At 52.1% G+C, this 25,344-nt stretch carries 32 protein-coding genes and 3 tRNA genes; 12 read left to right on the top strand and 23 right to left on the bottom strand.

What is annotated here, in order from left to right; all coding sequences use genetic code 11:
* Nucleotides 1-2: 2 nt before the first annotated feature.
* A complete protein-coding gene (locus SE86_RS02240; RefSeq protein ID WP_236747351.1) occupies nucleotides 3-470 on the top strand; it encodes a RecB-family nuclease in 468 nt (155 codons plus the stop codon).
* A gap of 157 nt (nucleotides 471-627) precedes the next feature.
* A complete protein-coding gene (locus SE86_RS08115) occupies nucleotides 628-1,002 on the top strand; it encodes a hypothetical protein (RefSeq protein ID WP_211096668.1) in 375 nt (124 codons plus the stop codon).
* Nucleotides 1,003-1,122: 120 nt separating this feature from the next.
* Here SE86_RS08115 and SE86_RS02230 read toward each other — a convergent pair whose 3' ends face one another.
* Together SE86_RS02230 and SE86_RS02225 are read right to left on the bottom strand one after the other, a co-directional pair.
* Nucleotides 1,123-1,428 carry a hypothetical protein gene (locus tag SE86_RS02230; protein ID WP_117354102.1) on the bottom strand — a complete coding sequence of 102 codons (306 nt, stop codon included), beginning with the start codon at nucleotides 1,426-1,428 and terminating at the stop codon, nucleotides 1,123-1,125.
* A 131-nt stretch (nucleotides 1,429-1,559) separates the two neighbouring features.
* Nucleotides 1,560-2,189: a site-2 protease family protein gene (locus SE86_RS02225; protein ID WP_117354101.1), complete on the bottom strand. Its 630-nt coding sequence runs from the start codon at nucleotides 2,187-2,189 to the stop codon at nucleotides 1,560-1,562.
* Nucleotides 2,190-2,260: 71 nt separating this feature from the next.
* On the opposite strand from SE86_RS02225, the gene SE86_RS02220 reads away from it, so the two are divergent.
* On the top strand, nucleotides 2,261-2,785 hold the full coding sequence (locus SE86_RS02220) for a nicotinamide-nucleotide adenylyltransferase (protein WP_117354100.1): 525 nt from the start codon (nucleotides 2,261-2,263) through the stop codon (nucleotides 2,783-2,785).
* Between the two features lie 108 nt (nucleotides 2,786-2,893).
* Here SE86_RS02220 and prf1 read toward each other — a convergent pair whose 3' ends face one another.
* Entirely contained in the window at nucleotides 2,894-4,015 is a 1,122-nt protein-coding gene (gene prf1 / locus SE86_RS02215) for a peptide chain release factor aRF-1 (RefSeq protein ID WP_174221331.1), read from the bottom strand.
* A gap of 257 nt (nucleotides 4,016-4,272) precedes the next feature.
* Here prf1 and SE86_RS02210 point away from each other — a divergent pair, with 257 nt between their 5' ends.
* Nucleotides 4,273-4,791: a hypothetical protein gene (locus SE86_RS02210; RefSeq protein WP_158543079.1), complete on the top strand. Its 519-nt coding sequence runs from the start codon at nucleotides 4,273-4,275 to the stop codon at nucleotides 4,789-4,791.
* A 103-nt stretch (nucleotides 4,792-4,894) separates the two neighbouring features.
* On the opposite strand, the gene SE86_RS02205 is transcribed toward SE86_RS02210, so the two are convergent.
* Nucleotides 4,895-5,506 (bottom strand): N-acetyltransferase, encoded by a 612-nt coding sequence (locus SE86_RS02205; protein WP_117354098.1) that lies wholly within the window; start codon nucleotides 5,504-5,506, stop codon nucleotides 4,895-4,897.
* A gap of 262 nt (nucleotides 5,507-5,768) precedes the next feature.
* On the opposite strand from SE86_RS02205, the gene coaBC reads away from it, so the two are divergent.
* The gene (coaBC, locus tag SE86_RS02200; RefSeq protein ID WP_117354097.1) at nucleotides 5,769-7,001 is read left to right on the top strand and encodes a bifunctional phosphopantothenoylcysteine decarboxylase/phosphopantothenate--cysteine ligase CoaBC; all 1,233 of its coding nucleotides are present in this window, start codon (nucleotides 5,769-5,771) and stop codon (nucleotides 6,999-7,001) included.
* A 28-nt stretch (nucleotides 7,002-7,029) separates the two neighbouring features.
* Here the strand turns inward: coaBC and SE86_RS02195 are convergent, their stop codons facing one another.
* Together SE86_RS02195 and SE86_RS02190 are read right to left on the bottom strand one after the other, a co-directional pair.
* Complete coding sequence (locus SE86_RS02195; protein ID WP_211096667.1) at nucleotides 7,030-8,034, bottom strand: 50S ribosomal protein L10; 1,005 nt, start codon at nucleotides 8,032-8,034, stop codon at nucleotides 7,030-7,032.
* A gap of 32 nt (nucleotides 8,035-8,066) precedes the next feature.
* Entirely contained in the window at nucleotides 8,067-8,720 is a 654-nt protein-coding gene (locus SE86_RS02190) for a 50S ribosomal protein L1 (protein WP_236747343.1), read from the bottom strand.
* Between the two features lie 654 nt (nucleotides 8,721-9,374).
* Between SE86_RS02190 and SE86_RS02185 the strand changes: the two genes are divergently transcribed.
* Nucleotides 9,375-9,449 (top strand) — tRNA-Arg (locus tag SE86_RS02185).
* A gap of 205 nt (nucleotides 9,450-9,654) precedes the next feature.
* Here the strand turns inward: SE86_RS02185 and SE86_RS02180 are convergent.
* Nucleotides 9,655-10,422, bottom strand: a complete 768-nt coding sequence (locus tag SE86_RS02180) for a hypothetical protein (RefSeq protein ID WP_148666745.1) — start codon at nucleotides 10,420-10,422, stop codon at nucleotides 9,655-9,657.
* An 82-nt stretch (nucleotides 10,423-10,504) separates the two neighbouring features.
* Here SE86_RS02180 and SE86_RS02175 point away from each other — a divergent pair, with 82 nt between their 5' ends.
* Nucleotides 10,505-10,765 (top strand): hypothetical protein, encoded by a 261-nt coding sequence (locus tag SE86_RS02175; RefSeq protein WP_117354093.1) that lies wholly within the window; start codon nucleotides 10,505-10,507, stop codon nucleotides 10,763-10,765.
* A gap of 409 nt (nucleotides 10,766-11,174) precedes the next feature.
* On the opposite strand, the gene SE86_RS02170 is transcribed toward SE86_RS02175, so the two are convergent.
* The 4 genes from SE86_RS02170 to SE86_RS02155 form a co-directional block, all read right to left on the bottom strand.
* Entirely contained in the window at nucleotides 11,175-11,552 is a 378-nt protein-coding gene (locus tag SE86_RS02170; RefSeq protein ID WP_117354092.1) for a hypothetical protein, read from the bottom strand.
* A gap of 123 nt (nucleotides 11,553-11,675) precedes the next feature.
* On the bottom strand, nucleotides 11,676-12,719 hold the full coding sequence (gene twy1 / locus SE86_RS02165) for a 4-demethylwyosine synthase TYW1 (RefSeq protein WP_117354091.1): 1,044 nt from the start codon (nucleotides 12,717-12,719) through the stop codon (nucleotides 11,676-11,678).
* Nucleotides 12,697-13,743, bottom strand: a complete 1,047-nt coding sequence (locus SE86_RS02160; protein WP_117354090.1) for an FAD-dependent oxidoreductase — start codon at nucleotides 13,741-13,743, stop codon at nucleotides 12,697-12,699. The genes twy1 and SE86_RS02160 overlap by 23 nt, the downstream gene beginning before the upstream one ends.
* 149 nt (nucleotides 13,744-13,892) lie before the next feature.
* On the bottom strand, nucleotides 13,893-14,564 hold the full coding sequence (locus SE86_RS02155) for a GntR family transcriptional regulator (RefSeq protein WP_117354089.1): 672 nt from the start codon (nucleotides 14,562-14,564) through the stop codon (nucleotides 13,893-13,895).
* Between the two features lie 96 nt (nucleotides 14,565-14,660).
* On the opposite strand from SE86_RS02155, the gene SE86_RS02150 reads away from it, so the two are divergent.
* From SE86_RS02150 to SE86_RS02135, 4 genes are all read left to right on the top strand, one after another.
* Nucleotides 14,661-15,113, top strand: a complete 453-nt coding sequence (locus tag SE86_RS02150; RefSeq protein ID WP_117354088.1) for a hypothetical protein — start codon at nucleotides 14,661-14,663, stop codon at nucleotides 15,111-15,113.
* A 30-nt stretch (nucleotides 15,114-15,143) separates the two neighbouring features.
* Nucleotides 15,144-15,253 (top strand) — tRNA-Tyr (locus tag SE86_RS02145).
* A gap of 54 nt (nucleotides 15,254-15,307) precedes the next feature.
* Nucleotides 15,308-16,279 carry an MBL fold metallo-hydrolase gene (locus tag SE86_RS02140; RefSeq protein ID WP_211096666.1) on the top strand — a complete coding sequence of 324 codons (972 nt, stop codon included), beginning with the start codon at nucleotides 15,308-15,310 and terminating at the stop codon, nucleotides 16,277-16,279.
* 536 nt (nucleotides 16,280-16,815) lie between these two features.
* Entirely contained in the window at nucleotides 16,816-17,295 is a 480-nt protein-coding gene (locus SE86_RS02135; protein ID WP_117354087.1) for a hypothetical protein, read from the top strand.
* On the opposite strand, the gene fdhE is transcribed toward SE86_RS02135, so the two are convergent.
* From fdhE to SE86_RS02105, 6 genes are all read right to left on the bottom strand, one after another.
* Complete coding sequence (gene fdhE, locus SE86_RS02130) at nucleotides 17,203-18,018, bottom strand: formate dehydrogenase accessory protein FdhE (protein ID WP_158543078.1); 816 nt, start codon at nucleotides 18,016-18,018, stop codon at nucleotides 17,203-17,205. The two genes, SE86_RS02135 and fdhE, sit on opposite strands and share 93 nt — an antisense overlap.
* Nucleotides 18,019-18,023: 5 nt before the next feature.
* Complete coding sequence (locus tag SE86_RS02125; protein WP_117354085.1) at nucleotides 18,024-19,127, bottom strand: electron transfer flavoprotein subunit alpha/FixB family protein; 1,104 nt, start codon at nucleotides 19,125-19,127, stop codon at nucleotides 18,024-18,026.
* Entirely contained in the window at nucleotides 19,124-19,978 is an 855-nt protein-coding gene (locus tag SE86_RS02120) for an electron transfer flavoprotein subunit beta/FixA family protein (protein WP_117355051.1), read from the bottom strand. Before SE86_RS02120 ends, SE86_RS02125 begins: the two co-directional genes overlap by 4 nt.
* Before the next feature lie 10 nt (nucleotides 19,979-19,988).
* A complete protein-coding gene (locus SE86_RS02115; protein WP_117354084.1) occupies nucleotides 19,989-20,297 on the bottom strand; it encodes a 4Fe-4S binding protein in 309 nt (102 codons plus the stop codon).
* Nucleotides 20,294-21,598 (bottom strand): FAD-dependent oxidoreductase, encoded by a 1,305-nt coding sequence (locus tag SE86_RS02110; RefSeq protein ID WP_117354083.1) that lies wholly within the window; start codon nucleotides 21,596-21,598, stop codon nucleotides 20,294-20,296. Before SE86_RS02110 ends, SE86_RS02115 begins: the two co-directional genes overlap by 4 nt.
* A 288-nt stretch (nucleotides 21,599-21,886) precedes the next feature.
* Nucleotides 21,887-22,318: a translation initiation factor IF-2 subunit beta gene (locus SE86_RS02105; RefSeq protein ID WP_211096665.1), complete on the bottom strand. Its 432-nt coding sequence runs from the start codon at nucleotides 22,316-22,318 to the stop codon at nucleotides 21,887-21,889.
* Between the two features lie 150 nt (nucleotides 22,319-22,468).
* On the opposite strand from SE86_RS02105, the gene SE86_RS02100 reads away from it, so the two are divergent.
* Nucleotides 22,469-22,544, top strand: a tRNA-Ala gene (locus SE86_RS02100).
* A 37-nt stretch (nucleotides 22,545-22,581) separates the two neighbouring features.
* Here the strand turns inward: SE86_RS02100 and SE86_RS02095 are convergent.
* The 6 genes from SE86_RS02095 to SE86_RS02070 all read right to left on the bottom strand — a co-directional run bounded on the left by SE86_RS02095 (nucleotide 22,582) and on the right by SE86_RS02070 (nucleotide 25,227).
* Nucleotides 22,582-22,863: a ribonuclease P protein subunit gene (locus SE86_RS02095; RefSeq protein WP_117354082.1), complete on the bottom strand. Its 282-nt coding sequence runs from the start codon at nucleotides 22,861-22,863 to the stop codon at nucleotides 22,582-22,584.
* A complete protein-coding gene (gene rpmC, locus SE86_RS02090) occupies nucleotides 22,860-23,108 on the bottom strand; it encodes a 50S ribosomal protein L29 (RefSeq protein ID WP_117355049.1) in 249 nt (82 codons plus the stop codon). Before rpmC ends, SE86_RS02095 begins: the two co-directional genes overlap by 4 nt.
* On the bottom strand, nucleotides 23,083-23,826 hold the full coding sequence (locus tag SE86_RS02085) for a 30S ribosomal protein S3 (RefSeq protein ID WP_211096664.1): 744 nt from the start codon (nucleotides 23,824-23,826) through the stop codon (nucleotides 23,083-23,085). Before SE86_RS02085 ends, rpmC begins: the two co-directional genes overlap by 26 nt.
* The gene (gene rplV / locus SE86_RS02080; protein ID WP_117354081.1) at nucleotides 23,801-24,286 is read right to left on the bottom strand and encodes a 50S ribosomal protein L22; all 486 of its coding nucleotides are present in this window, start codon (nucleotides 24,284-24,286) and stop codon (nucleotides 23,801-23,803) included. The genes SE86_RS02085 and rplV overlap by 26 nt, the downstream gene beginning before the upstream one ends.
* Nucleotides 24,286-24,708, bottom strand: a complete 423-nt coding sequence (locus tag SE86_RS02075; protein WP_117354080.1) for a 30S ribosomal protein S19 — start codon at nucleotides 24,706-24,708, stop codon at nucleotides 24,286-24,288. Before SE86_RS02075 ends, rplV begins: the two co-directional genes overlap by 1 nt.
* A gap of 93 nt (nucleotides 24,709-24,801) precedes the next feature.
* On the bottom strand, nucleotides 24,802-25,227 hold the full coding sequence (locus tag SE86_RS02070; RefSeq protein ID WP_117354079.1) for an AbrB/MazE/SpoVT family DNA-binding domain-containing protein: 426 nt from the start codon (nucleotides 25,225-25,227) through the stop codon (nucleotides 24,802-24,804).
* Nucleotides 25,228-25,344 lie beyond the last annotated feature (117 nt).

Here is a 25,344-nt window from a genome sequence, read left to right as displayed (position 1 = left end):
TCGTGCCCGTTTTACATAACACTTCCAGCGTTCAGAAGCTGGTTGATATGGCTAAGGTCGTGCTTAGCCTAGGTATGGACGTGCTGGTAACTACGAAGGTTTACGGCGCGGCCGCCCAATCTGGCATAGCAGAGGCCTACAGGCTTCTACTCAAGTCCGGCAAGGGCCTTGTAGTTCTTCCTGAGCTGAGTGATGTGGCAGAGGTCTACAGGGGCTTTCAGGTGCTCCTAGTAGACAAGGAGCATGCGCAGGATCTCATAGACCCCCTTTCGGATGACGTCACCAAGCTGGGTGAGAACGTTCTTCTGGTGTTCAACGGCTCCGACTCCCCATTCACGCCCCAGGAGCTCTCCCTGGGGAGGCCTATCTACATAAGGGGGCTCTCATACAGAGCTGGCAGCAGTGCCGAGGCCTCGCTACTGCTTTACTCATTGATGAGAAGGGCAAATCCTGGAGCTAAGCCCGCTTAATATTAGAAGGCTCCCTAGAAAGGCCCAACACGTAAGCTGTTATATTAAATGTTGCGCTTTTCATACTTTGTAACAGTTTAACTAATTTCCCTCTATACTAGAAAACAAGTTAACTTATAGGTATCCGCTGCTAATAAGGTAGGAGGTGTATTGAGATATGAGCGACGGGAGGGGTAGGTCGGAGGAAGAGTACTCCATAGCCGATGAACTTTCAAGAATCTATGAGGATAACGACGTTATTGTCTATACGGCTCCCAATGAGGAGGAGCTAAAGGAGATCCTGGTAAACCTACTTCGCCGTAATGGAAGGATGTCTGTCAAGGACTTTCATAGGTATCTTTCGGGCTTAGCCAGCGAGGATAAGATAAGATATGCCCTAAACGAGCTCCTGAGGAACGACGTTGTTACTATGGACAAGCAGGGCTACTTCTATCTAACGGAGCTCCTCGGCTCAGAGGAGTACTGGCAGGAGGAGCTCAGCGGCGGGTCTGAGCTAGAGGGGGCCTCTGACAACCTTAACGATGCGGAGTGAACTATTCGCACTCGTGTTTTGATATTGACTTTATACCATGAGTAGCCTGAGCAGAGTTTCTAATCCAGGGGCCTCAGGGCCTTTAGGTGAGGGCTAGGAGCTCGTAGTGGAGCCTTGGCACTAAAGTGACGTTATGCCCCAGATAATGTCCTGGAAGCTGTTCGGAAGAACTTTCTTTTTAGCGGTGTATTCATCATAAATCCTCTCCAAAAAGCCTGTGAAAGTGGGGCACCCGTCAAACCTGCCCTCCCTGTCGCACTTGACCTGCTGGTTGTTCATAGTTACCATTAAGAAGCAGACCTGAGTCTTCTTATCATAGTATGGGCACAACTTGTGTTGGCTTTTAGCGCTCTTAATCATCTTAAGGACCCATCGTCTTTTGCCGTCTTCTTTGCCTGGCTCGGTGTCATCTGGGGTCAGGGACACGAAGCCTCACCTCGGGTTAAAGAGGGCCAGGAAGTTAAAACCCTAGCATATTGTTGCGCAAGAAAGCACGACAATGATGAGCCTGGGGTTGGCGCTTGCAATCTCCTTGCATGTCAGGGCCTCCGGTACGTTTAGACTAGTAACAGAGTAACTATGAACAAGGCAAGGGATGTAAAGAACATCAGCAGCCAGAGTGAGACGGCCAGCCTAAGCACCTTATAGCCATCAAGGGGAGGAATCGGCAGGAGGTTAAAGAGCGCGATGTAGAAGTTAACATACGAAAAGTTAAGCAACCAGATTGAAGTGAATGCGAGCGCGGGAAGCGTGCTGAAGACCTTAAGTATAACACCCACAACTAGGGTCACAAGGCTCATAACTATGTTTGAGGCGGGGCCAGCAGCGACGGAGTAAAGTATACCTCTCCTGCTTTCAGAGAAGCCATAGCTGTAGACCTTCGTGTACCCTGGAGCTATGAGCTTGATAGGAAGAACGGCCGTTAGCAAGGTAATTATGACGCCCAGCCAGTTAGTGACGTAGCTTGACCTCATGCCATATCTGCGGGCGACGTTCCTGTGCATCATTTCATGAACTACAACGCCAACTACAACGCCAACAATTATGGAGTTCTGCGGGGAAACATAGGTATGGATGTTAAATGCCTTAAGGCCAGCCATAGCTATCACAACGGAGATTATGCCTATTATCCATGAGTATGGCTCCCCAACCTCGGTGTAATACCACGACCTTCTCCATGGGCGCAAATTCTGAGCCCAGGCTGCTTGGGCATTGGTTATTTTAATTTCTTCTTCTTGAGTGTGCAGGGGTCGCGGACTTGGCTGAGAGGGTACTCCTCTACGGAAGGTTCCAGCCGTTTCACAGAGGGCACGTGAGTTTAGTTAAGTGGGCGCTGTCTCAGGGCTTTGACGAGGTAGTAGTGCTAGTTGGCATGGCATCAGAGAACTACACCGTGAGGAACCCCTTCACGGCCGGCGAAAGGATAGAGATGGCAAGACTCTCGGCCAGGGACGAGGGGATAAGCCTTGACAGGTTGGTGACGGCCACTATAGAGACCCTAGAGGTTAGCATAGGCTGTGCCTACTACGTTTTGTCCTATGTACCCAAGGTTAAGGCGATAATGACTAGGAATCCTGTGATAGGCAAGGCCTTCTCAGACGCCGGCGTAGAGGTCATAAGCCCGCCCACGTTTAACAGAGACGAGTGGAGGGGCGAGAGGATACGGGCCCTTATAGCTAGGGGCGATCCTAGGTGGAAGGAGTACGTGACGTCGTCGGTTGCTAAGTTCATCGAGGATATAGGTGGAGTTGATAGGATACGCAGGATATCAGCCGAGGATTAGGTTCCATGCCTTTCGCCATCGCTTAAAGTCCGGGACTGATAAGACAGAGGGTAACGGAGGATAGAAGCCCTCGCTGAGGCCAGCGTAGTGGGCCCTTGAGCTGCGCTGCTATGTTTGAAGGTTGACCTTAAACCTCAGGAGACCCGCAAGCCCGTCGAACGTCTTCATGAACCACTCAGCCTCAGGCAGGGACTCAGGTATTATGTAGACCTTTGCCCCATTCGACTCGCCTTTCTCTCTCCACTTCTCAACGTCAGGCCTATCTTCGTGTATTAGGAGCATTGAAACGGCGCCCATTTCCAGCGCCTTCTCGACGTCGTCAGGTCCATAAACAACTAGGCCCGTTCCCTTAGCGAGGTTAAGCTTGAAGTTCTCAAATGCGTTGATTGTATCCCTATATAGTGACAGCTGAACAACGTCGCTGGCCTTCTCAAGGGCCTCCCTTATTCCCTCCTCACCTTGATAGGAGACGTCTATTAGATGCGGGTCAACTATCTTCTGAAGGCGATAATCTAGGTAGCCAGACTTTATGAAGTCAGACTTGGCATACCCTGGACCAGCTATTATAAGTGCCTTAAGCCTACCCGCCTCATATATTGGCAGGAGGTACCCGTTGGCTCTCTCGCCGATCTTCTTCATGAAGTCGTCAACCATCTGCTCTATTATCCTGTCATACCTCCTCTGGCTCTGGCCTCCCATCATGTGCTTGCCAGGTATGAAGTCCTCGAGCTCTTCAAGCACCTGTATTCGAGACCCCTTTATGAGGCCTATGGTGGCGTGGTCCCTCTCAACTATTATGACTCCGACGGAGTCCTCATTCTCAATCATGTCCTCTAGTATCTCCGTCACGAACCTCTTGTCAGTCCTATAGTAGAACACGGGCACCTTGTCAGGGGGAGTGAACACGTAACACTTGAAGTCCCCCGTGTCGAGGTTTTCGCCGCAGAAGGCGACGAGACCGTTGGAAGGAACCTTGGGGATCGCGGTCAGCCTGTCTATGGCGGCTGCTATGGCCCTCTTCACGGCGTTTCGCGTTCGTTTCAGCTTTATGTTGTCGGCCAGGGACAGCTCCTCCCTTAGCATCTGGACCACGTCACTCACGGGCCTTCCTGGCGGCACATAGAGGCTTAGGAGAACCGTGGCTGGGGCGCTCCACTGCTTGAGCTCATTTATGACATCCTTGAGCGTCCTCTTGTCAACCAGCAGTTTCTTCTCTAGGTCCTCGCTCATGGTTCTTCCTGCTCTTCTAGTTTTTAAGAGGGCCTATAAGGTCTTTCTTATTATTTTTCTAATTTATTTTAATTAATAAAAGTTATATCATAAGGCACATAGGGCTTAGCCACACGCAGTGTTTCAGGTCCTGTGGTGTTCAAAGAGTATAGAAGACGACCCCCTCCCCGCCCTGAAGGGCGAGGCTTGTCGTTAAACGTCATTTTACTTGAATCAAATATAACCCTTTGTCCACCCTAGTCTCTCCGGTGCAGCGATTGGCAAAGCTCTTCAGGAGGCAGCAAAGCCCTAAAGATACTAAAAGCAGACAAATTCATGAACTTATGGAGGCCCAGAAGTCGCTCCTGAGCGCCAGGCTACGTTTAAAGCGCGACCTCGAGAGGATGAGGGGCCTTAAGGGTGACGAGGGGACTAAGGCCGTAGAGGAGTCCTTGGAGACCTTAGATCTCATATTGGAGAGGCTGTCGCTCAGAATAGAGACCCTTGTTGTAACTGGCGTGGTCGACTGGAAGGGTATCGCAACCGTTGCTACTGTCGTAAAGAAGCTGATGTATGAGTACAACTACCTGGATCCTGGGATTACAAGGGAAATCTCAGAGGCCGGAGAGGCGCTTTCAAGGGTTTGGATGGGCTTTGAGCCCTCGGCCTCAGAGGACCTAAAAGAGGGGGAGCTAGCAACTGTGGATGAGGAGGCCAAGAAGGTCATAGAGGAGGCGGAGGCCACGATAAGGAAGGAAAGGAGCAAGAAGGCCGGAGAGGCGGCCTCTCAGACATAACAATATCGTGCAAGGCTTACGGGAGAGCAGGCCCCTTATAGGCAAGCTTACGCGAGCTAAGACATTTGCTTCCTAGAGGTTCTGAGGCGGCGGTGTAACTGCATCACTTTTCATCAACTACAGGCTTTAGTCTCTTGACCATGACGTAGGCATCCTCGCCATCCCTGTAGTAGCCCTTTATTATCCTGACCTTCTTGAAGCCAAACTTCTCATACATCCTGATAGCTGGCTCATTGGACACCCTAACCTCAAGGTAGACAGCGTCAACATCGTACTTGCTGCTGAGCACATCTATAGCCTCCTTCATCAGCGCGGACCCAACGCCCCTCCTTCTGTACTCGGCGAGCACAGCTATCGAGATGACGTGGCCGACCCTCGCAGACCCCGAGAACCTTCTTCTTAAGGCCTCGAGAAGCCCTTCTCTCTTTCCTCCCTCCCTGCCCGTCCCCTCAGGGAGCTCGCTCTCGAGGCCCACGAGAACATTGTCATAAGTCTCCTCAACTCTATTCATAATGTAACCTATGATTTTGCCCTCGCTCTCCGCTACCAGAAATGCATCGCCCCACTCGTTCAGGACGTGGACGTAGAAGCTGTACCAGTAGTTCTCCGGGAGGCTCGCCAGGTTTACCTCCATAACTTGATCTATGTCTTCCTCTGTGGCCTTTCTAATTATGTAGGAAAAGCCGCTGCCTCCCTCCTTCTCCTCGGCTTTCATGCACAGGCGCCTGAAAAGGCCTCTGCACAGATAGCTTATTTTTGCATATACAGGGTTCTGCCGGTAAGATACCGTTAGTATATAGAATAACGGTGGGTCCTAAGGATTTGTGCAGTCGCTCCACAGGCCAGGCATGGTTAATCAAAAGGAATAAAATATTTAAGATATAAGATATTTTATTATATTTTAATCATAAACCACGCTGGCATAATCGCTCTTAAGTTTAAAAAATTGATTGGTTCTAGGCTAGCGGGCTGTAAGGTTGGGCTTCAGGCACCCATCGCTCGACATAACAGGCTCGATCTCAAAGGAACTGGCGGGCCGCTGCGTCGTAGTCGGTGTCACTGCCAGTGCGTCTATATATAGGTCGCTTGACACTGCGAGATCGTTGATGAGGAGGGGGGCTGACGTCCACATAGTAATGACCAAGGCCGCCGCTGAACTTGTCAGTCCCAAGCTGTTCCACTGGGCCACCGGCAACAGGCCCGTAGTTTCTGTGGACGGTGATATCGAGCATGTGGAGATGGCGCGCAGTTGCTCAGCCGTGCTAATAGCGCCAGCCACCTACTCGTCTCTAGTGAAGTTAGCTTACGGAATTGCTGACAACCCTGTTGTGCTTACAGCTGTAACGGCAATGGGCTATGGAAAGCCCGTGGGCGTCGTGCCAGCGATGCACGAGGGCATGGAGAGGAGCCCCCAGTACCAGGATGCGGTGAGGAGGCTGAGGGAACTAGGCGCCCTTGTAATACCTCCTCGCGAGTCTGAGTCGGCAGCCAAGTACCCGGATCCCCACCTTGTCGCTCGCACATTCACATCATTTGTACTCAGAGGCTTTGATATGAAGGGGCTTAGGGTCCTGATAACAGCTGGAGCCACTCGCAGCTGGATAGATTCTGTTAGGTTCGTCTCAAACCCAAGCTCAGGCAGAATGGGTGTGGAGCTCGCCATAGACTCATTTGCGAGGGGGGCCGAGGTGGATCTGCTTTACGGTCACATGGACGTTGAGGTACCGCACTTCATAAACTCCTACCACGTGGAGACGACGGAAGAGATGGCAGATAGAATCGGCGAGCTTACATCTGAGAAGGCCTATGATGTAATAATAGGCGCAGCGGCCCCCCTTGACTTCACGGTAGATTCTCCTTACAGTGGCAAGCTGAAGAGTGACGCCAGCTACTCAATAACGCTTAAGCCCTCTCCGAAGACGTTAAAGGCTATAGCTAAGAGGCCTAAGGTGCTTATATCGTTTGCTGCCGACGTCTCAACAAATGATGAGGAGTTGGTGAAGTCTGCCGTCGAGAAGGCCGCTAAATATGGAGCTACCTTTGTCGCTGCCAACCCCATAAATATCGGCACCTATGGCTTTGCAAGCGAATATGACAGGATAGTCCTTGTCAACGCGCTTACGAATGAGGTGGTGGATTTAGGGCTTGATAGAAAGGAGGTGCTCGCTAGAAGAATTCTTGACTTCGCAGTGGCGCAGCTTAGGAGTTGAGGTAACAAATCCCTTCTGTTTTTAAGGTTTAGCCGAAGAGGCCGGCCAGGCCCTGACCGATGTCGACCTCGCCGCCCTCCTCCTTCTTCTCCTCTTTCTTCTGCTCCTTCTGCTCCCCTCCCTGCTGGGCGGGCGCCTGCGCTGAGGCCGCTGGGATAGCCTCAAGCCCGAGCTCCTTAGCCTTATCGCCAAGAGCTACGACTAGCGCATTCTCTTCGCTGACGGCCTGCTCCACTGCTATCTTAGTCGTTTCGGAGTCTAGCGGCAGACTCGCTGCCCTAATAGCTGCTGTTGTCTCAAGCTCACTCTCTACGGCTAGAATCTGCAGGACCTCAGGCACCTCAAAGAACCCTGCCTCCTTGGCCAGATGCGTCATTTCCTTCTCGGACGTTATCACATCGTTCTTCATGGCCTCAAGGTCAATGTGCAGCACGTCGCCAGGTATCAGCGTCTTGCCGTCCCATGCAGCGACTACGTTGAGGCCTATTTCCATGGGCTGTATGCCCAGCTGCTGGAGTAGGCTAGCAAGCTCAGGAGTTATAACATCGCCCTTCTTAGCTACCATAGTGTCGCTCTTTATGTATATGGTGCCCTTTCTGACCTCATAGGGTATCTTAAGTTTACCGAAGACGCTTACCATGGGGCCAGGCCTTATTCCCGTGTCCCCCTCCGGCACCACTATGTCCTTGGTAGCAGCCTGGCCAGGCTTAGCGGGCGCAGGCATCTTCAGTCTGTCTATTGTCAGCGTGAGGAGGAACGGGTTCTCGTTAGTGGCTATGAGTAGGACCCCGTGCTTCAGGTGAGGCTCAAGGGCCTTCCTATCTAGTCCATGCTTTTCAAGCGCTAAGTATATTAAGTTCTTCTTAGCCACCGCCATGAAAGCCTTGTTGCGGAGCTCCTTTCTTATCATTTGCAGCTGCCTAGCCGGTAGTCCCTCAAGGTCGGCGAAGAGGACGTATCTGTTCTTAGTGAGTAGTCCATCGAGCTCCTCTACTCTTAGTTTTTTGTACTCTGGCGGTTCTGGTCTTCCCATCTTTTTTTGGACAGCTGTTGCCATTGTCTAGCTCACCTCACAGGCACTTCCACAGGTGTACCCATAGTAGTCTTTATATAAATGCTTCCAACCTTGGCCAAGCCTATTCTGGACTCTATTACAGAGAACACGGCATTTATATTATCAGCGAGCTCCTCAGGCTTCATGGAGGTAGTGCCGACCCTGCTCATTATCTGTGGCTGTCCCCTAATTCTGACCCATGCTGCCCTCTTGTAGTTATTCACAAACTCCTCTAAGTTAGCTCTGGGAGGAATGGGCGTCGGTATCTTGCCTCTCGGCCCTAGAGCCGGCCCTAGGACGCTGCCCACGAGACCCATGAGATCAGCCTGAACTAGGACCCAGTCGCAGGAGCTACCTATAGCCTTAGCCTTCTTCTTGTCACCGCGCATGGAGTTTAGGTCATCTCTTGACACAGCAGTTACGCCCAGCTTCTTGGCCTCCAGCAGCAGATCCCCGGCAGCTACCACACAGACATTGGGCTCCTTCGGTGGTTTGTGAGGTAGGAACACTACCTCCCTAAGCCTGCCTTCAGGGCTCTTGACGTCAAAATCCCTTAGGGTTACAATGAGCTCAACCGACTGCTCGAACTTAGTCTTCTTCGACAGCGAAAGCGACCTGCTAATGGACTCCAGCAGGGCCTCCTGTTGCAGGGGCAAGCCTGTCACCTTGGCCTTACGCGGGAATGTTAGAAGTGCTGCGGGTTTAAAAGATGTTGTAGCCAAGGAACGCTATCTGCAGCTAACGGGGTTCAGCTCCTACATGAGTTCACACTGTTTTACGGTCAGAGCCTCATCCTTATTCCCCCGCGCCCCGCTCGGGCCTGGGGGCGCTCAGGGTTAAACCCCGGGGGCCTCACACCTTGAGTAGCCTCGGGGGAGCCGCCAGGCCCTTCATCCCTCACAGGGGATCCCGCCGATAGACATGATGGTATAATGAGCCTTAAGAACCTATGAAGCTCGAAACAGATGCGGAAGGCGTTCACAGCTTTAGCTAGCAGCTATGAGCATCGCTGAGAAGGGCCGTATGCGATGTTACGGCAGGCTAGGGAACTCAGCAGATGAAACAGGTTCTTGCCTTCAAGGGCTCTTCATTAAAGTCGTTTAGAGATTTTCATTGCTTTTTAAACTCTGGTTAGCGCTCAGACGAGGTTTGCGCTCGCTCCAAGGGCCCCTGTGCTCTATGATGCTAACACTTCTCGTCTAAATAAAGTAGCTTTTTCTTAGTTACAACCGGGGCGTAGGTGCCATCTTAGGTGAGCCAAGATTAAGTCTTAACCCTAATTGCCAAGTTTTTAAGCGGTGCTTCCTAGGTCAGGTCAGGGACCCGTAGCTCAGCCAGGACAGAGCGTCGGCCCTCTAAGCCGATGGTCGGGGGTTCAAATCCCCCCGGGTCCGCCTTTAAGCTAACAGCTTTAAGGAACTCGTTTGTGATCTTAACACCGTCTCACAGCATAAAAGATCCGTAGAACAGGTCCAGGTACGTTCAGCTGCAGCCGTTACCTAGATAAGCTCCTAATGGGGTTTTCTCAAAGGCCCTATCTCCTTAGTGCGCAGCCTTTAGCAAAACTGGGCGCACCGTACCAAGGCCAGCTACTTATGATTACGTGGTAGTTATATTAATTAGAGTCATCGAGATATAGTTGGCCCCTCCAGTGCTTACTACCATCTGTGTGGCCACCGGAACCCCGTTAAGGTTAATCAGGCTGGCGCTAACGCTGTAAGCCCCGCTTGTGCCAAGGAAGGAGGTCTGAGGCGCTATGGTGATGTCTACACCCCTATAGTTTTTACCGTTGAAAGAAACAGGGGTGAACACATAGCCCACGGACGCGTCGGTGGCGCTCTGCTGGCCATTAAGCAACTCCCTCCAGTTTATGTTATAGTAGTTGCTAAAATATGAGAGCCCAAGAAGAGGCCCCAGCCCTGGGAAGCCGCTCAACGACGTGGCCCCAGTAAAGGGGTTGTAAGATATCGCAGCGCTTGTGAGAAGCGGGGTTATGTAGGAGCTTATATTGCTCCCGCTCGCATTCTGCTTAAGTCCGTCGATGTCAAGGTAAATCCAAGTAATGTTGGTACTGTTATAACCGAACTCAACATAGCCTATTATGTGACCCGTAGAGTTACTTAGCTCGATTATGGCTGTGTGGTTATAGTAGGTCCTCAGGGCAGCGAAGTAAGTGCCTCCCGTTGAAGCGTCGTAGATCTTGTACTCCAGGAAAGAAACCCTTGACATCAAGGATCCTATAGGCCTTTGCTGGGTCAGGGTGAGCAAAGTCGACCTGTACGAGTAATAAAAAGTTATGCCTACGGCGCCCACGGCCGCAGTTGCTATGAAGAGGGCTATCGTCAAGATGGCCAGTTTGCTCAGCATCTTGGGCACCTTGCCTCTGCTGTGAGGAGTTGTAACGATAGGTTTTAAGTCTGAGCACTCCAGGCCTGTTAGGGCTAGTACAATGACCGTTGGAAAGATGAGAGGAGTTAATGCCATGGGAACCCTCGGCTGGACCACTGTTAGGTGCAGGATATGCGGTAGACTCCTGGACTTAAGCGGCCAGAGGCCTGGCAGCAGGAGGTTCGAGCCAGTCTACATGTGTCCAAAGTGCGCGAAGACCCTCGATGCCTACTTCTGCGCGGCCGACGCTAGGTCACTTAAGTACCGCTGTCCGTTCTGCGGTTCAGAGCTAGTGCTGGCAACACCCGTCATCACAGAGTGAGGCCGCGCTTCATGCTAATAGAGGGCACAACCAGGGAAGGCAGTTATGTAGTCAAGTTAGACACAGGCCACTCTAAGACGTTTATAGTTGATGTCAATCTAAACATTGGCCAACGCCCTGTAAGCTGCGACCAAACATTAAGATATGATGGAGTCAATCTCTGCTATGTAAGGCTCTCAAGCGATTGCACTCTTGTAGTGCTAGAAGTAGGGGGCTCGAAGGAAGTCATAGGGTGCTATGTCAGTGGCTTAGAGGTTAATGAGGACGAAGCGGCTGGCTTCTGTAAGAGCTGTGCCTCGAGGCTGTTGTCGCTGATAAGCTAACTACGCTCACGCCTCTGGCGACCTCGCTCACAAACGCTATCTTCACTTCAAAAGACATTATAGACTTCATTGGATATAATGATTGCTCAGCCCTTCAGCTGTGAAGAGGAAGAGCTATCGCCGAGAGAGTTATTATTATGTAGATAGGTGTAAAGGTTTCTAGAGCTGGCCAATTCGAGAAGTTCCCTCAGCAGCTCCTCATCTATATTAAGTGACTGGGAGAGCTTGACGACGCTCTCTAACGTACGCTCCTTGATAGAGACCTTCAGCTCTCTCCGCACCTGCGGTGAAGCAGACCTCGCGTACCTTAGCGCCGAGGCTAGAAGCCTTATTCCATCACTGTTAATTTCGTTCGCCTTTGTGAAGTAGAGCCAGTAGTTCCTGAGCAGCTTCAGGACTATCCTGGCTATCTCCTTGTCACCGGGACGTTCATGAGGCCCCTCAGGGCTTGCACCCCTCTCCATTGCTGTCACTCAGCGGCGATGCGAGGCCTCATCACAGAGGCCCCTCATCGTGTTTAACGCAGGCGATTTTAAGAACAGATAGCTCTTTAATTGATATAGTATGAGTACAAGGCGTTCGGCCCTTCAGCTCTCGGACTCGTACTCCCCAGGGGCCGGGATGTCTGGGGAGTTCCAGTCCACTGGGGCGTTGCCGTACCTTATTGGTCTCTCCAGCTTTGATAATAACACTACCCTGCTCGGTAGGCTCTCGCTAACTATTGGGTAGCCCGTAAGCTCGCTCAGCCTTTTGGCAACTTCCTTAACTTCCTGATGTCTTGGCATATTATCTAAGCGCAGCCTGTTCCTGCTCGCGCCAACGTACATGTATGCCTTCACCTCTATGTAGTCAGGCCTTCCAAGGTCTACAAGCTTTGCAAAGCCTCTGATGGCCTCCTCCTTATCATTGTAGCCCCTTATGATAGTTAACCTGTAAACTGTCGTGGAGGAGAAGCTAGGTAGCATTTCAAGCGTCTCAAGGGTCAGCTCCCAGGCCCTTGGCACGAGGGGCCTATTGAAGTAGTTATAGGACTCCTTATCCCAAGACTCTAGACTTATGTATACCTGGTTTGGCTCTTCCTCAAGGTTAGCTAACACGTCAGGCCTTACACCCCTGGTCACTAGGAAAGTTGAGATGCCCCTTCTGTGGAACTCCTCTATAAGCTCGCCAAGCCTTGGATAGAGGGTCGCCTCGCCTGTGAGGCTTATAGCTACATGCTTGGGCATCACGGCCTCCTTGTACATCTCTGGCTTCACGCCAGGCCTGCCCTTATAGCCACTCATTATTCTGCGGTACTCCTGTATAGCCTTTTCTACTATCTCTTTTGGGTCATCGACGAAGGGCATGCGCGTCTCATTCCATTCAATTCCTACATCCTGAGGCCTAAGCCTCCAGCAGTGGAGGCAGGCGTTCCAGCACCAGTGGTTTGTGACGCTCAGCTGAATGCACCTGTGACTCTCTATGCCGTAGAACTTCCCCTTGTAGCAGAACCTGCCCTCTACAAGAGCCGCGTGGTTCCAGTAGCACTTTTTGACGGAGCTATGGTGACCTATTATGTGATAGCCCTGCTTTATCAGCCTCTGGTTAAGAATATCATATATGGCCTCTTCACTTAGCTGTCTCTCCTCCAATCGATTTTACCTCCCTGCTGGCCGGCGCGGGCCTCCTTGTAAGCCCGCGTTCTGTCAAGTATGTATAAGCGCTGTAGGCGGCTATAGCTCCAGATGCGGCGGCGTTAACTATCTGTCTGAAGCCACGCCACAGGCTTATGGCGTCGCCAGCAGCAAAGACGCCAGGCAGGTTGGTTCTCATCCACATGTCAGTCTTAATATAGCCAAGGTCATCAACTTCAAGTCCGAGGGACTGGTACCACTCCTTAGGCGGCTCAAACCCAATCTCTACAAAGACACCATCTACATTTAGCTCCCTCGTGGTACCGTCTAAGTTATTCTTAACTATTACGCTCCGAACTAGCTTGTCGCCCCTGATCTCTGTCACGACCGAGCTCAGCAGGAACTCTATGTTTGGCCTGGACGTGGCCTCCTGGACGTAGTATGGCTTCGCCCTAAACTCACTCCTCCTGTGAACCAGGTAGACCTTCTTAACGTAGCCCGAGAGAAGTATGGCGCCTTCAAAGGCCGCGTCCCCACCGCCAACGACCACAACAGCGTCCTTCCCCTTGTAGAGCGGCGCGTCACATATGCTACAGTAGCTGACCCCCCTGCCGGTGAACTCAGCCTCACCAGGTACGTTCAGCTTTCTCCTCCTGGAGCCCACTGCAAGAATTATTGTCTTCGCATAGACGTCAAGGTCGCGCGTCCCTGTGACGTGGTATTCGTCACCCTCCCTCTTGAGCTTCTGAACGCTGATGTTAGTGTAAATAGGCACCCCGAAGAGCTTCTCGGCATGATCCCTAAAGCGTGATATCAGCTCGGTGGCGTTTATGGAGAGCGTAGCAGGGTAGTCATCAACAACATTTGTAAGGTTCAGCTGGCCGCCGACGTCTTCAGTTATGACCACAGACTTGAGGAGAAATCTGGCTGCATAGATAGCTGCTGAGAGCCCAGCGGGCCCAGCTCCCGCAATGAGTACGTCGTAGTGCTCACCCTTTGGAGGTGTCCTGTGCTGGGGCAGAGCGCCTAGCCTCAGCGACATTCTAATCCCTCCGCTAGAAGTTATTCGGCGGCCTTTTAAATGAAGCTAAATATTCACAAAGGTCATAGAGGGATCTAAGCTTAGCAAACGAGGCCTAATGGCGATGGAACTCCTCGAACAGCGCGCTTAAACGTATCGCCTATGAGCGCTTAGACTAATATGCCTCCCACCATCCTTTTTGATTTAATGAACTCAATTAAGTTGTTCTGGTGCCTTAGGGCTGCGTCATAGGCTTCCTTGGGGTCGCCCTTCTCTATAGCCTCATAAATCTTCCAGTGCTCCTCTATTTCCTGGTCAACACGGCTGCTCGAAGCGAAAAGGTCCACTCTCACAATAGCAAGCTTATTTCTTAAGTCCTTGAGTATGTCCCTAAGGTACTCGTTTCCGCTCATGTCAGCTATAATATCGTGGAAGTTGCTGTTGGCCTGAGCCAAGGTCAGCGGGTTTGACCTGTCTGCCTTCCTGAAACCCTCTGCGGCCTCCCTTAACCTCTTTAGCATCTCGGGGTCGCGGTTCTCTGCCGCCTTCTGAGCCGCTAGCGCTTCAAGTACAGCCCTGACCTCGAAGATTTTGAGTATCTGTTCCTTGGTCAGAAATGACACGTGGTAGCCGTCACTTAGCTTTACCACGAGGCCCTCCTTCTCAAGCTTATGCAGAGCCTCCCTCACAGGCGTACGGCTGACGTTGTAGAGCTTTGCTAGAGTGGTCTCGCTTAGCTTGTCTTTGGGCTCGAACCGCCTGTTAAGAATGTCGTTCTTAAGCATCTCATAAACCATATCAGAGTACTTAACAGTCCTCTCGTTGTCCTCGGCTGCACACATCTCTGCTCCCGCGCCCTTTGTAAATAAAAAGCAGAAGAGAAATAAGTTTACCTTTTTTAAATTGAAAGGGCCCTATCTTGGCGGGCTTTAAAAGGTATGGCCGCATTCATTAGGGACGAGTACTACGAACTTCTGTGGAGAACCACAAGGCTTGGGCTGGCGGAGGCTCCTCCATGTACTAGCGTCGAGGCTAGCAGGCTGGAGCGCGCGTGCTACTCCTCAAGGGGCTTTAGCTCATTCCGCGATATGCCGCTCCACCAGAGGCTGCTCTGTGCGGCGTCCCTGCTGCTGGCTAACCTGTTGTGCAACTATGCTTATGTAGTGGCAGACTTCGTTGCCTCCAATGGGCAGGACCAGGCGTCGCTCTGCGACATCCTTAAGCAGGTGTCGCTCACGTTTGCTGACATTGCTGCGACTTTGACTGAGGAGAAGAAGGAGTACAACGTTAATGATGAACTCTACGAGAGCATTCTAAGACTTACCGGTTACCTAAGGGATCTCTGGAAGCCTATGTGTGAGTCAAGGCGCAGCGGTGAGGGTAACGCTTAAAACAATTAGGCAGCAGAGACTCTAACAGGTCCCGCCGTAGCTCAGCGGCTAGAGCGCCCGGCTGTAGTGGGACGGGCGGCTGGAGGCCCCCTCCGGCCGAGACCGGGTGGTCCGGGGTTCAAGTCCCCGCGGCGGGACCACGCCCGCGAACTGTTTTTAGGACGGCCTAACAAAGGCTGCAGGGGCCGAGGTCATTGTTAGCCGCAGTGATGCCAAACGGTGCCGTGCTACTCGGAAGTAATGTCGTGGCCGACTCTTACCACAGGAGGCCCGTAAGGGTCGTCACTCATGCCCATGAGGATCACACAAAGTACCTCTCGCGGAGCGTAGCTGAAAGCCTCTTCATAGTGGCTACGCCTGTCACCCATGAGTTTCTCAGGATCCTCGGCCATTCCATACCGCAGAGTAAGGCACTTTCAGTTGATTATAATAAGGAGATAGAGTTCGACGGTGAGAGAGTGAAGCTGTTACCCTCAAGGCACATAGCGGGCAGCGCCCAGGTTTTGGTCGAGGGCCCGGACGGCACAGCAGGATATACTGGGGACTTCAAGATGCCTGGGACACCCCCCATGGAGGACCTAGATGTCCTGGTAGTGGACGCCACGTATGGAAGCCCCCACCTATCTAGGAGAGGGACAGAGTGGGATGCCCTTGGAGCCCTTATTGACATAATTGAGAGGCGCTCCCCCGAGAGCCCCCTGGTGATATATGGTTACAACGGCAAGCTCCAGGAGATAATGGTAGAGCTGCGGATAAGGGGCGTTAAGGAGACGTTCTTAGCCGATGACACTACGCTTAAGCTGGCAAAGGTCGCCTCTAGGTTCTACAACGTCGATATCGGTGACGTGAGGCTCTACAATAAAGATGAGCTCACGCCAGGCTCCATAGCATTCCTCCATGTCTCAAAGTCTCAGCCTATGCTTAAGTTACCAGCGGTGCATATAATATTAACAGGCACCGAGAGGAGAGGACCAGCGGTCAGGGTTAACGACAACGTCTACAGGGTGTCATTCAGCGACCATGCTACGTTCTGGGAGGTCGTGGAGTACATAAAGGAGTCGAGACCAAAGAAGGTCATAGTTGACGCATCCCGCGGGTTCGACTCTAAGTTTATGGCCGAGTACCTATCGAAAGTCCTCAATATAGACGCTGTTTCTGAACCTTGAATGAGAGCCTCCACTCTCAGCGCAGATACCAGCAGATTAACTTCGGATCAACGCTTCAGTTTAACCGAGGCTTCTGGCATCACTACTGTTTTGCCATTAACCCGAGCGCCAGGAGTTCAGCTCCTACATGGGTTCATTGTTTTACAGTAATCGCCTCACCCCCTGTCCCCCCGCGCCTCGCTCAGGCTTTCATAGGGCCTGGGGGCGCTCAGGGCCATCCCGGAGACCTCACATCTTTGAGTACTCGATAACATAACCTCCTGTAGGCGTTGGTTGCAACGACACTCTATACCTATATGAAAATTGAAACAGCTACGGAAGGCTGTTTGCATCTTCTTTTCCTTTTAATATTCCGGGGTTAAGCGCTTAAGAAAAGGACTAAATATAAGCTTTAAATGAACTGAGCTTGCACTGAAAACTTTATCTTCGCTAAAGGGCGGAGACCCTGGGACAGCCGAATGGAAACTTTACCCCAGCCTCAAGCCATCCAGCCCGGAGGGGGTCCGGATCGGAGGCTCTCATCAACTAAGGCCTATTTGAAGCACACCGCCGAGGTGAGCCTGGGCCCTGTGCTAATGTCGCTTGGCATGGTTCTGGCCCTAACCTCTTATGTAATCAGGAGCCTAAGGACTCTCTCTGTCGACATAGCCCTTCTCGGGCTTGTGCTGGCCATGGTGGGCTCCGCGCTGGAGATGGCCTTCCTTGTTATAGTTTCTAGGGCTGTGGACGTAATAGCGGGCAGAAAATACAGTTTAACCCTTAAGATTATAGGCATAGCTGCCATGATGACGGCATATATGATAATTATAGGCATGCCTATAGTCGGCGCCTACCTAGGCGTGCTGATGTCAAGGCTCAGGGATGCGGCGCAAGGGAGCTCTCTGAGCTTAAGGGCTCCAAAGTCAGAGCTCCTCTGGCTTTACTCACTCCTGTCCTTTGGTTTCTTCCTGGCCTTCGCTCAGGCCTCCTTCGCCTCCAGCCTTATTGCCGTTATTGATTCCCTCACCCCTAGGTAGCGCGCCCCTAAACCTGTCAGCGGCCATAGCTATCAGGGGCAGCAGTATATTTGGCGCTGATGCCATATCCTCGTCCCATATGACTCTCCAAGAGGAGCCGCACTCCTGACAGTACATCAGGCCGTACTTCCATTCCTTATCCATGAACGTTCCAAGCTTAAACCTGTTATCATTGCCGCAGAAGGGACACCTAGGGGAGCCCTCAGAAACTATCCACTCATAACCGCAGACAGGGCAGATCATAACGTACCTGTTCCCGCGCTTTACCATTGTGCTGCTCTCGGCGCCGCAGACGGGGCAATAGGGCGATACATGAGTTATAGTGCCATTTTCTTTGTAGTACTTCTCAGCATAGGCTCTGGCTATCGCTTGAAACGCTACTAGGGCGCTCCTAGCGCCACTTCGTGACGTGTCGCCTGATAAGGCGTCTGCAAATAGCTCGTCAACAGAGTCGGAACCTATGCGCTCGCCTAGCGTTGATGACGCTAGAAGAACTTCGCGCCTTAAGGTGCCGTTGTCGCTGAGCTTTGCCAAAAGGTCCTGTAACGTCAGTCCCTGCGACCACGCTTCATCTATTAGCTTTGAGACATCATCAATAATCTTCAATTGAACCTCCTCGATCTTTTTGGAGAGCTCTATGTTTATCCTGAGTCCGAGGGAGCCGGAAAACCTCCTCAAGCTCCTTTCAAAAGATCTCAGCCTCTCATCAATGGAGTTGCTCATGTCACTCACTCTATCTTAGGCGTCTCCCCCTTCTTGACCTGCTCTTTAAGCTCCTTCAGCAGCTTTATGAGGTTCGGAATGACTTCACGGTAGTCAGCAACGACACCATAGTCGCTCTGCGAGAATATGGGTGCTGAGGGATCCTTGTTTATGGCTACCACGACCTCTGCCTCTCTGACGCCAAACATATGCTGGGCGGCGCCGCTTATGCCTACAGCTATATAGATGACTGACTTTATAGACTTGCCTGTCTGCCCTATCTGCCTCTCGTGAGGTATCCAACCAAGGTCTACGGCCTTCCTGCTGCCGCCGACGACTGCTCCCATAACGTCAGCTAGCTCCTGAAGCATCTTGAAGCCCTCAGCAGTTCCGAGACCCTTGCCACCCCCTACAACAAGCTCTGCCTTCTCTATGGGCGTCTCGGTCCTTGGGATAACCTTGCGGGAGATCAGCTTGGCCTTCGGCGGCGGTACATGATCTACCTTCTCCTCTATAATCTCACCGCTCCTGTTAGGGTCGCGAGGGGGCAGCGGGAACACGTTGGGCCTGGCCGTGGCCATCTGAGGCCTTCTGCTAGGCGTCCTTATGTAGGCCAACAGCACTGCGCCGAAGGGAGGCCTTATCTGGAACACGTCTCTGGTCTTCTCATCAGCGTCAAAGTCAGTGCAGTCAGCCGTTATGCCGGCTCTGAGATGGTTAGCGATGTAGGGAGCCAGCTCCCTGCCCTTCATGGTGCCTGCAACGAATACCATCTCGGGCTTGTACTTCTTGATGAGGCTAACTATGGTCTCGCCATAAACGTTAGGAACGTACATCTCCAGCCTTGGGTCATCAACTACTATGGCTTCGTCAGCCCCGTACTCTATAAACTGCCTTGCAAACTGCTTAACATTGTGACCTATTACAATGCCGGTTATCTTGGCGTTAAGTTTAGATGCGACCTTCTTAGCTGGAGTCAGCATCTGGAGGCTGGGCTCTATTATGCCATTTTCGTCAACCTCGCCTACGACCCAAACGCCTCTATACTCACTGTTGTCTCTGCACTCCCACTCAGGGCAAAGCTTATCGCAGTTCTGCTGGCCACTTACTTCGCTGGTACCCCAGCTCATGCCTTCTCACCCCCCTCCTTAAGCGCCCTTATGAGAGCCTTGGAGGCCTTCTCATCAGAAAGAAGGGCCTTCAGTATCCACTTGGCGGCGTCCTCGCCATTCTTAGGTGTATAAACTTGCTTCTTCCTTGGCACCTCCGGCACGTCGACAGTCTTGGCGACTATGGTTGGTGAGCCCTTGAGGCCTGTGCACCTGGTGTCAAGCTTTAGGTCGTTGTTAGACCACGTAATTAGAGTGCTTGGATTGGCCTTGAACCTGATCTTGTTCAACAGGCTCACGGGCCTAGGCTTTAGCGACTTCATCGCGACATTTATTATAGCTGGCATATCAAGCTCCCACTCCTCTACAGCGTTCTCTAGGATCCTCTCGACCCTCAGCTTGCCTTCCTCGGTTAGCCATGCGTCGCGCACGTAGTAAACATAAGGCCACTCAAGCCAGCTAGCGGTCTGCGCCGCTATGTGTGCTGTGCTGGAGTCCGTGGTCTCCTGACCGAAGACCGCTAGGTCAACCTTGCCGATATCCTTGTCTATTTTCTTTATAGCGTTTGCCAGCACGTAGCTGGTGGCTAACGTGTCAGCACCAGCGTAGACTCTGTCACTAACCAGTATAGCTTTGTCAACACCCATGCCGACTAGGTACTCAAGGCCCTTCACAGCCGGCGGGGGCGACATAGTTAGCGCTATTACCTCACCGCCATACTTGTCCTTAAGCCTTAGGGCTAGCTCAACAGCCGGTAGGTCGTGCGGGTTAACTATGCTCGGTACGCCCTCCCTTATCAGTGTGCCAGTCTTAGGATCTATCCTGACCGACTGGGTTCCCGGAACCCACTTCATGCCTACGACTATCCTCACGCGCATCACCTCACGTGAACCTGTAAATAATGCCATGTCCGTTCTTGGGGTAGTTCCACGTTATTGCGTCCATAGGGCATATGACTCTGCATGTACCGCACTCTACGCAACCCTCATAGCTAAATACTAACCTGTCCCCAGCCAACGTATAGCAGCCTGCAGGGCAGAGGTATATGCATGGCTTAGTGGGGCACTTCTCGCACTTGCTGTAATCTACGACTATGTGCGGTTCCTCGTCTACATTCCATACGTCGCTCTGGAGAATGTCCTCTAGCTTGATGGGCTTCGGCTCCTCCTGTTTCGCCTGCTGTGTGCTCATAGTGACATCACCGTTGATAGAGAAAGGCTCAAGAGCTTAAATAGATCCAAGCCTTCGTTGGAGAGGACTGAAGTTAGGGCCTCAAATGGAGTCGGGGTCACATAGTCCTGTTCGTAGAGCTCCTTGAAGAGGCCTATAGCTATGTTAGGCAGCTTGGCGAAGATCGCTGGGTCATTCATAACCATCTCAACCCCTAGGTGCCTCTGGAGCTCTGTGTAGACAAAGCTTCCTCTAATGTAGGCATCATAGACGCGTAGGTTATCATATGTGAACCCACCGTGGTCCATAGCGTATTTGATAGCCTCAGCCGCTAACTTACCGCTGTAGGCTGCGAAGTCAACGCCGCGGTAGTTTATTCCAGTGGTGAGCAGGAGGCCGGCAGCGTCGCCCACGACCAGGAGGCCGGGATAGGCAAGCCTCTTGGGCGAGAACTTCAGCCCCCCCTCTATTGTCAGGTGCGCGCCATACTCTGATATTGTGGCGTCGCGCCACAGCCTCCTGAAGTATGGGTGAAGCCTGAAGCCCTCCACCAGCTCTGAGACGTGCTGGTTAAGTTTGCCAGCCTCGATGGCATCTATGGCATGCTTTAGGTGTAGCACAATACCCATGCTGACAGTGTCCTTGTTCGTATATATGAAGCCACCGCCGGGCACGCCTTTGGTTATGTCTCCGATGACTACCCACGCTGCGCCCTCATCGGAGTCTATTCCAAAGGAGGCCTCAAGTTGAGTTGAGCCGGTCCTAAGGATCTCCTTCACGCCAAGGGCTACATTGTCAGGCTTTATCCTCTCAACAAGCCCAGCCCTCTCAAGGAGAAGCCTGTTCACGCCCTCGGCATCTATGATAACGTCAGCTTCGACGGTGTCAGAGCCACTCCTTACACCGACAGCCCTACCATCCTTAAATATAATCTCATCAACGGTTACCTCATTGACGTATAGCGCGCCAGCCTGCTCAGCCTTACGAGCCATCCAGGAGGTTAGCTGAGGCAAAAGTGCTGTGAAGCTCTTGCCTTTAGGGCTCTTGAACTCAACTGTGACGGCCTCGTTGTCTTTTACAAAGCTTATCCTCTCGCGCGTGACCCACCTCTGTATGGGGGCCTCCTTATCAAGTTCGGGCCATATGTCCCTTAAGGGCTGTGCGTAGACCCTCCCGCCGAAGAGTTCCTTCTCCCCGCCACCCCGTCCTCTGTCAATCAGTAACGTTTTGAAGCCCTCCTTGGCAAGCGTGTAGGCGGCTGCTGAGCCAGCAGGCCCAGCGCCGACCACAATTGCATCAAACTTCGATGGTATCGAAGCCAAAGCTGAAAGCACCACTTTAAGGCGGCTCTGCAAGTGCTTTAAAGTTTACTCACAACGCATATATCAGTGAGCTATTTCTACAACCTTTTTCTTAATGTAATATAGGCTTCGTTAACTGCTCATGTAATTTTTGGCACGTCATAATGGCGTCTTGAAGTGTCTACATGAAGTCACCCATTCACTACGAGGCCCTATGCTCTTCTCTGCGGTTGAGATACGGGCGCCGAGGCCTACAGTCTTTCTATATTTTTGTTTAGCTAGGAGACAACGGGGGAGCCATATCGCCCTTTAGAAGGGCTTCAGCGTCTGCTCAGCGCCGCACGCCTCGCAGACTAGGACCCACACCTTGCCCCTCTTCTCTATGTGCGTATCAATGCTGCCACAGGTGGGGCACCTCACGTAGCTCTTAACGAAAATATCAAGCAGCTGTTTAATGACCTTGCTTGAGACCTTGACGCTAAGCACCAGCTGGCCTGAGCTCTTTTCATAGCTGCCGGCGGATGCTAGCTCCTTCATCAAGTACCTTGAAACCATATCTGGATCTCTTTTGAGCTTCTGTGAAATCTCCCTGAAGTTCTTTATAATGGTCTGAGTGCCCACCCTTATTATCTGCGGCTCTGGCAATTCGAACGCTCCGGCGCCGCTCTTAGGCGGTATCTTCTCATAGACTCTTCCCAGCAGCCACTCATAGTCCTTAAGCTTTTCCCGTTCCTCGCTCAATCTCGACCCTAACGTTGGACTACTCTCAGGAGGTATTAAGCTGAAGACCCCATAGGAAGGTTTTGGCCCTCTTTCTGGAGGCTCATTAGCTTGAGCCATAAGTGTCGCACTTAAGCCTTAAAAGGACGCTTAGAGAGCATGCGAGATGGTGGGCCGGTAGCTCAGCCGGAAGAGCGCTCGGCTTGCACCCGAGAGGTCCCGGGTTCAAGTCCCGGCCGGTCCACCATCCTTCCTTTTGTCAATCCCGAGCTTGTACTTAGAAACTAGCTCAGTGCCCTCTTTAGCCTCTCCTCAGGCCTTCCAATTAGCTCGATACCTCTAACCACAAAGGTGCCATCAGGGGTGGTAACCTGGAGCACGGAGGTGCCTTTAATCAAGGTAACTACCTTATGGGTCTTTCCAGTGACCGCTATTCTTAGGGCATTCCTTCCATCATCTAAGACTAGACCTTCTAGGCCTACAAGGCTCCTATCTGTAGAGTCAAGAACCTTGACCTTAAGGCCTATGAGGGGTCTGTACCTTACATTACGTTCTGTAAACTTCAACTCAGCTTGCCCTGTCTAGCCCCAGGGGCTTGCTGGGCAGCTTTCCTGGAGCTCTCTGCCATGATAGTTAGTATTCTTGCTATGTTCTTTCTGAGCTCCCTGATCCTGGCAGGCGAGTCTATGGAGCCAGCCATAGCTTTATGCCTTAGAGACGCCAGCTCGCTGCGCTGCTCCTCAAGCAGCTTTCTGAGCTCTTCGGCGTCCTTGTTGCGGAGGTCCTTAGCTCTTAGCCTGTACTTCCCCACTCCCCTCACCTCCTTCCTCAATTATCTCCTTAACCTTCTCGGCACCCTGGCCAGCGCCAGCCTCTTCAAGCAGCCTGACTACATCAGCTGCCTCACTGTCAGACTTAATTGTTATGTTCGGCTGGGCAGCCTCAGGCTTGATTATGCGAACCTCAACACCAATGATCCCCAGGGGCAGCCTTGCGTAGGCTATAGCCCTGTCCGTATGGACGTCTACCACGTTGCCAGTCTTTATGACCTTCCCGGCCTGAAGCTTCTCGAACCTGGCCCTCTCCCTGCTGAGTTTCCCGCTTATTATTATTTCGACGCCTACAGCTCCTGCCTCCATAATTCTCCTCAGGGTCGCCATAGCTACCCTCCTGAAGTGATATCCCATCTCAAGCGACCTGGCTATCCTGAACGCCTGCACTCTGGCGTTCAGCTCTATGTTGTCAGGCTGGCTCACAGTTATCTGAGCCCCCTCGAGTCCGAAGACCTTCTCGAAAACTGCCTGAAGCTTCCTTATGGTGGCGCCCCTTCTACCTATTACTAGTGCCGGCCTCTCTGCGTATATGTGAACCCTAGTGCCAAGGCCGCTCTGAACGATCTGAACGCCAGCGTACCCAGCTGTGTGGAAGTTCTGCGCCAGGTACTCATCTACCTTAACTCTGGTGAGCCCCTGCCTAAGGAAGTAGGCCTTTATCCTCGACATCTCAGGCTCCACCTCTCTCCTCAGCAATCACCTCTACGTGGGAGTGCACCTTCCTCCTTATGTCAGCCCTCCCAAAGGCCCTTGGGTATGCCCTCTTAAGCGTTATCCCCTTGTGCACGCCTACATGGACTATGTAGAGGTTGTCAACGTCAAGGTTCTTGTTCTCGGCATTGTTTGAGAGGTTCTCAAGTAGCTTAAGCATGTACCTTGCGCCCTTGACTGGGTACTTACCCATCGGTATGCCCCACCTGTCTGCGAGGCCTCTCCTGTGAGGTATTTTCTTTGAGGCTGACCTAAATGGCACAGCCTCCTTAAGCTCCATCACGCGCCTCAGGTACGCCTCAGCCTCGCCGACCTTCATACCCTTAATGGCCCTTGCTATCTCTGTCATAACCTTCGGGTGCACCGGCACGTCCCACATCATGGCCTTAGCTGTAAGCCCCTCCTTGGCAGGCCTATAGGAGTACGTCCACTCTGGCAAGCACATCACCCTTTAGCCGCTATGTGCAGGCTGCTCCTTGAGGCCTTCAAGCCTGGCTCTCCGTGGTGGACTATCTTGGTCGTGTGACTGAACTCCCCTAGCCTGTGGCCAATCATCTCTGGGACTATCCTTACCGGCACGAACTCTTTACCGTTATAGACGGCTATAGTCATGCCCACCATCTCTGGCAGTATGACTAGGTCCCTTACGTGAGTCTTTAACATAACGTCTGTCTTGCCGGCTCTCCTCAGTGCCCTTATCTTAGCTATAAGCTTCCTCTGAGCTGGCGTTAGGCCCCTCTGTAGGCTTCTCCTCTGCCTCGCCGGCAACAGCTGAACAAACTCGTCTAGCTGCATGTTTAAGAGCTCCTCAAGAGTCTTGCCCCTGTACTTGAACCTCCTCCACTCTGGCCTCAGCTCTATTGACATTACGCCCTGCCCTCGTCTCCGCAGGTGCTGCGTCGTAGAGGCTTTTAAATAATTTTAACTGCAGGGGTGAGGCGAAAGGCGATTATTTTCTCATCAGAAGCTGGGGGCTTCGAACTGCCTTATCATCACCTGGGTCACTATGTCCAGGTTCTCCAGTGCCTTGCGGACGGTTTCAACGTCGGTTGCTGAGTGGCTCATGTCTGCGATGAAGATGCACTCGCCCTCCTCGCCCCTGGTTATTGACGCGCACCTGCTGGCAACTATGTCGACCTTCAGCTCGCTCAGTTTGTCCGCTACCTTTGCAAGCGCGCCAACCTTGTCAAGCACGGAGACGTCTATCTCTATGACCTTAGCGTTCTCGGCTAAAATGGGGCTAACTATTATCTCCTTTTTATTAGTATCAGCTAGCATAGCAACCAGCATGCCAGACTCTATTCCAAGCGACTCCCTAATAGTCTGAGGTATGGTTATCCTTCCCTTCGAGTCAACCTTTACCAGGCCCGTCAGCCTAGTGGACATTATATCCCACCAGGCCTATATATTACAAGGTAACGTTATTAAAATTTTTGCAGTAATGATACCAAGGAGCTTTCGACGCTAATAATGACATAGGCTTTCATGTCAGCAAGCAGGAAA

This window comes from Acidilobus sp. 7A, assembly GCF_003431325.1.
Lineage (GTDB): Archaea > Thermoproteota > Thermoprotei_A > Sulfolobales > Acidilobaceae > Acidilobus.
This window is presented reverse-complemented; position numbering and strand designations above follow the sequence as displayed.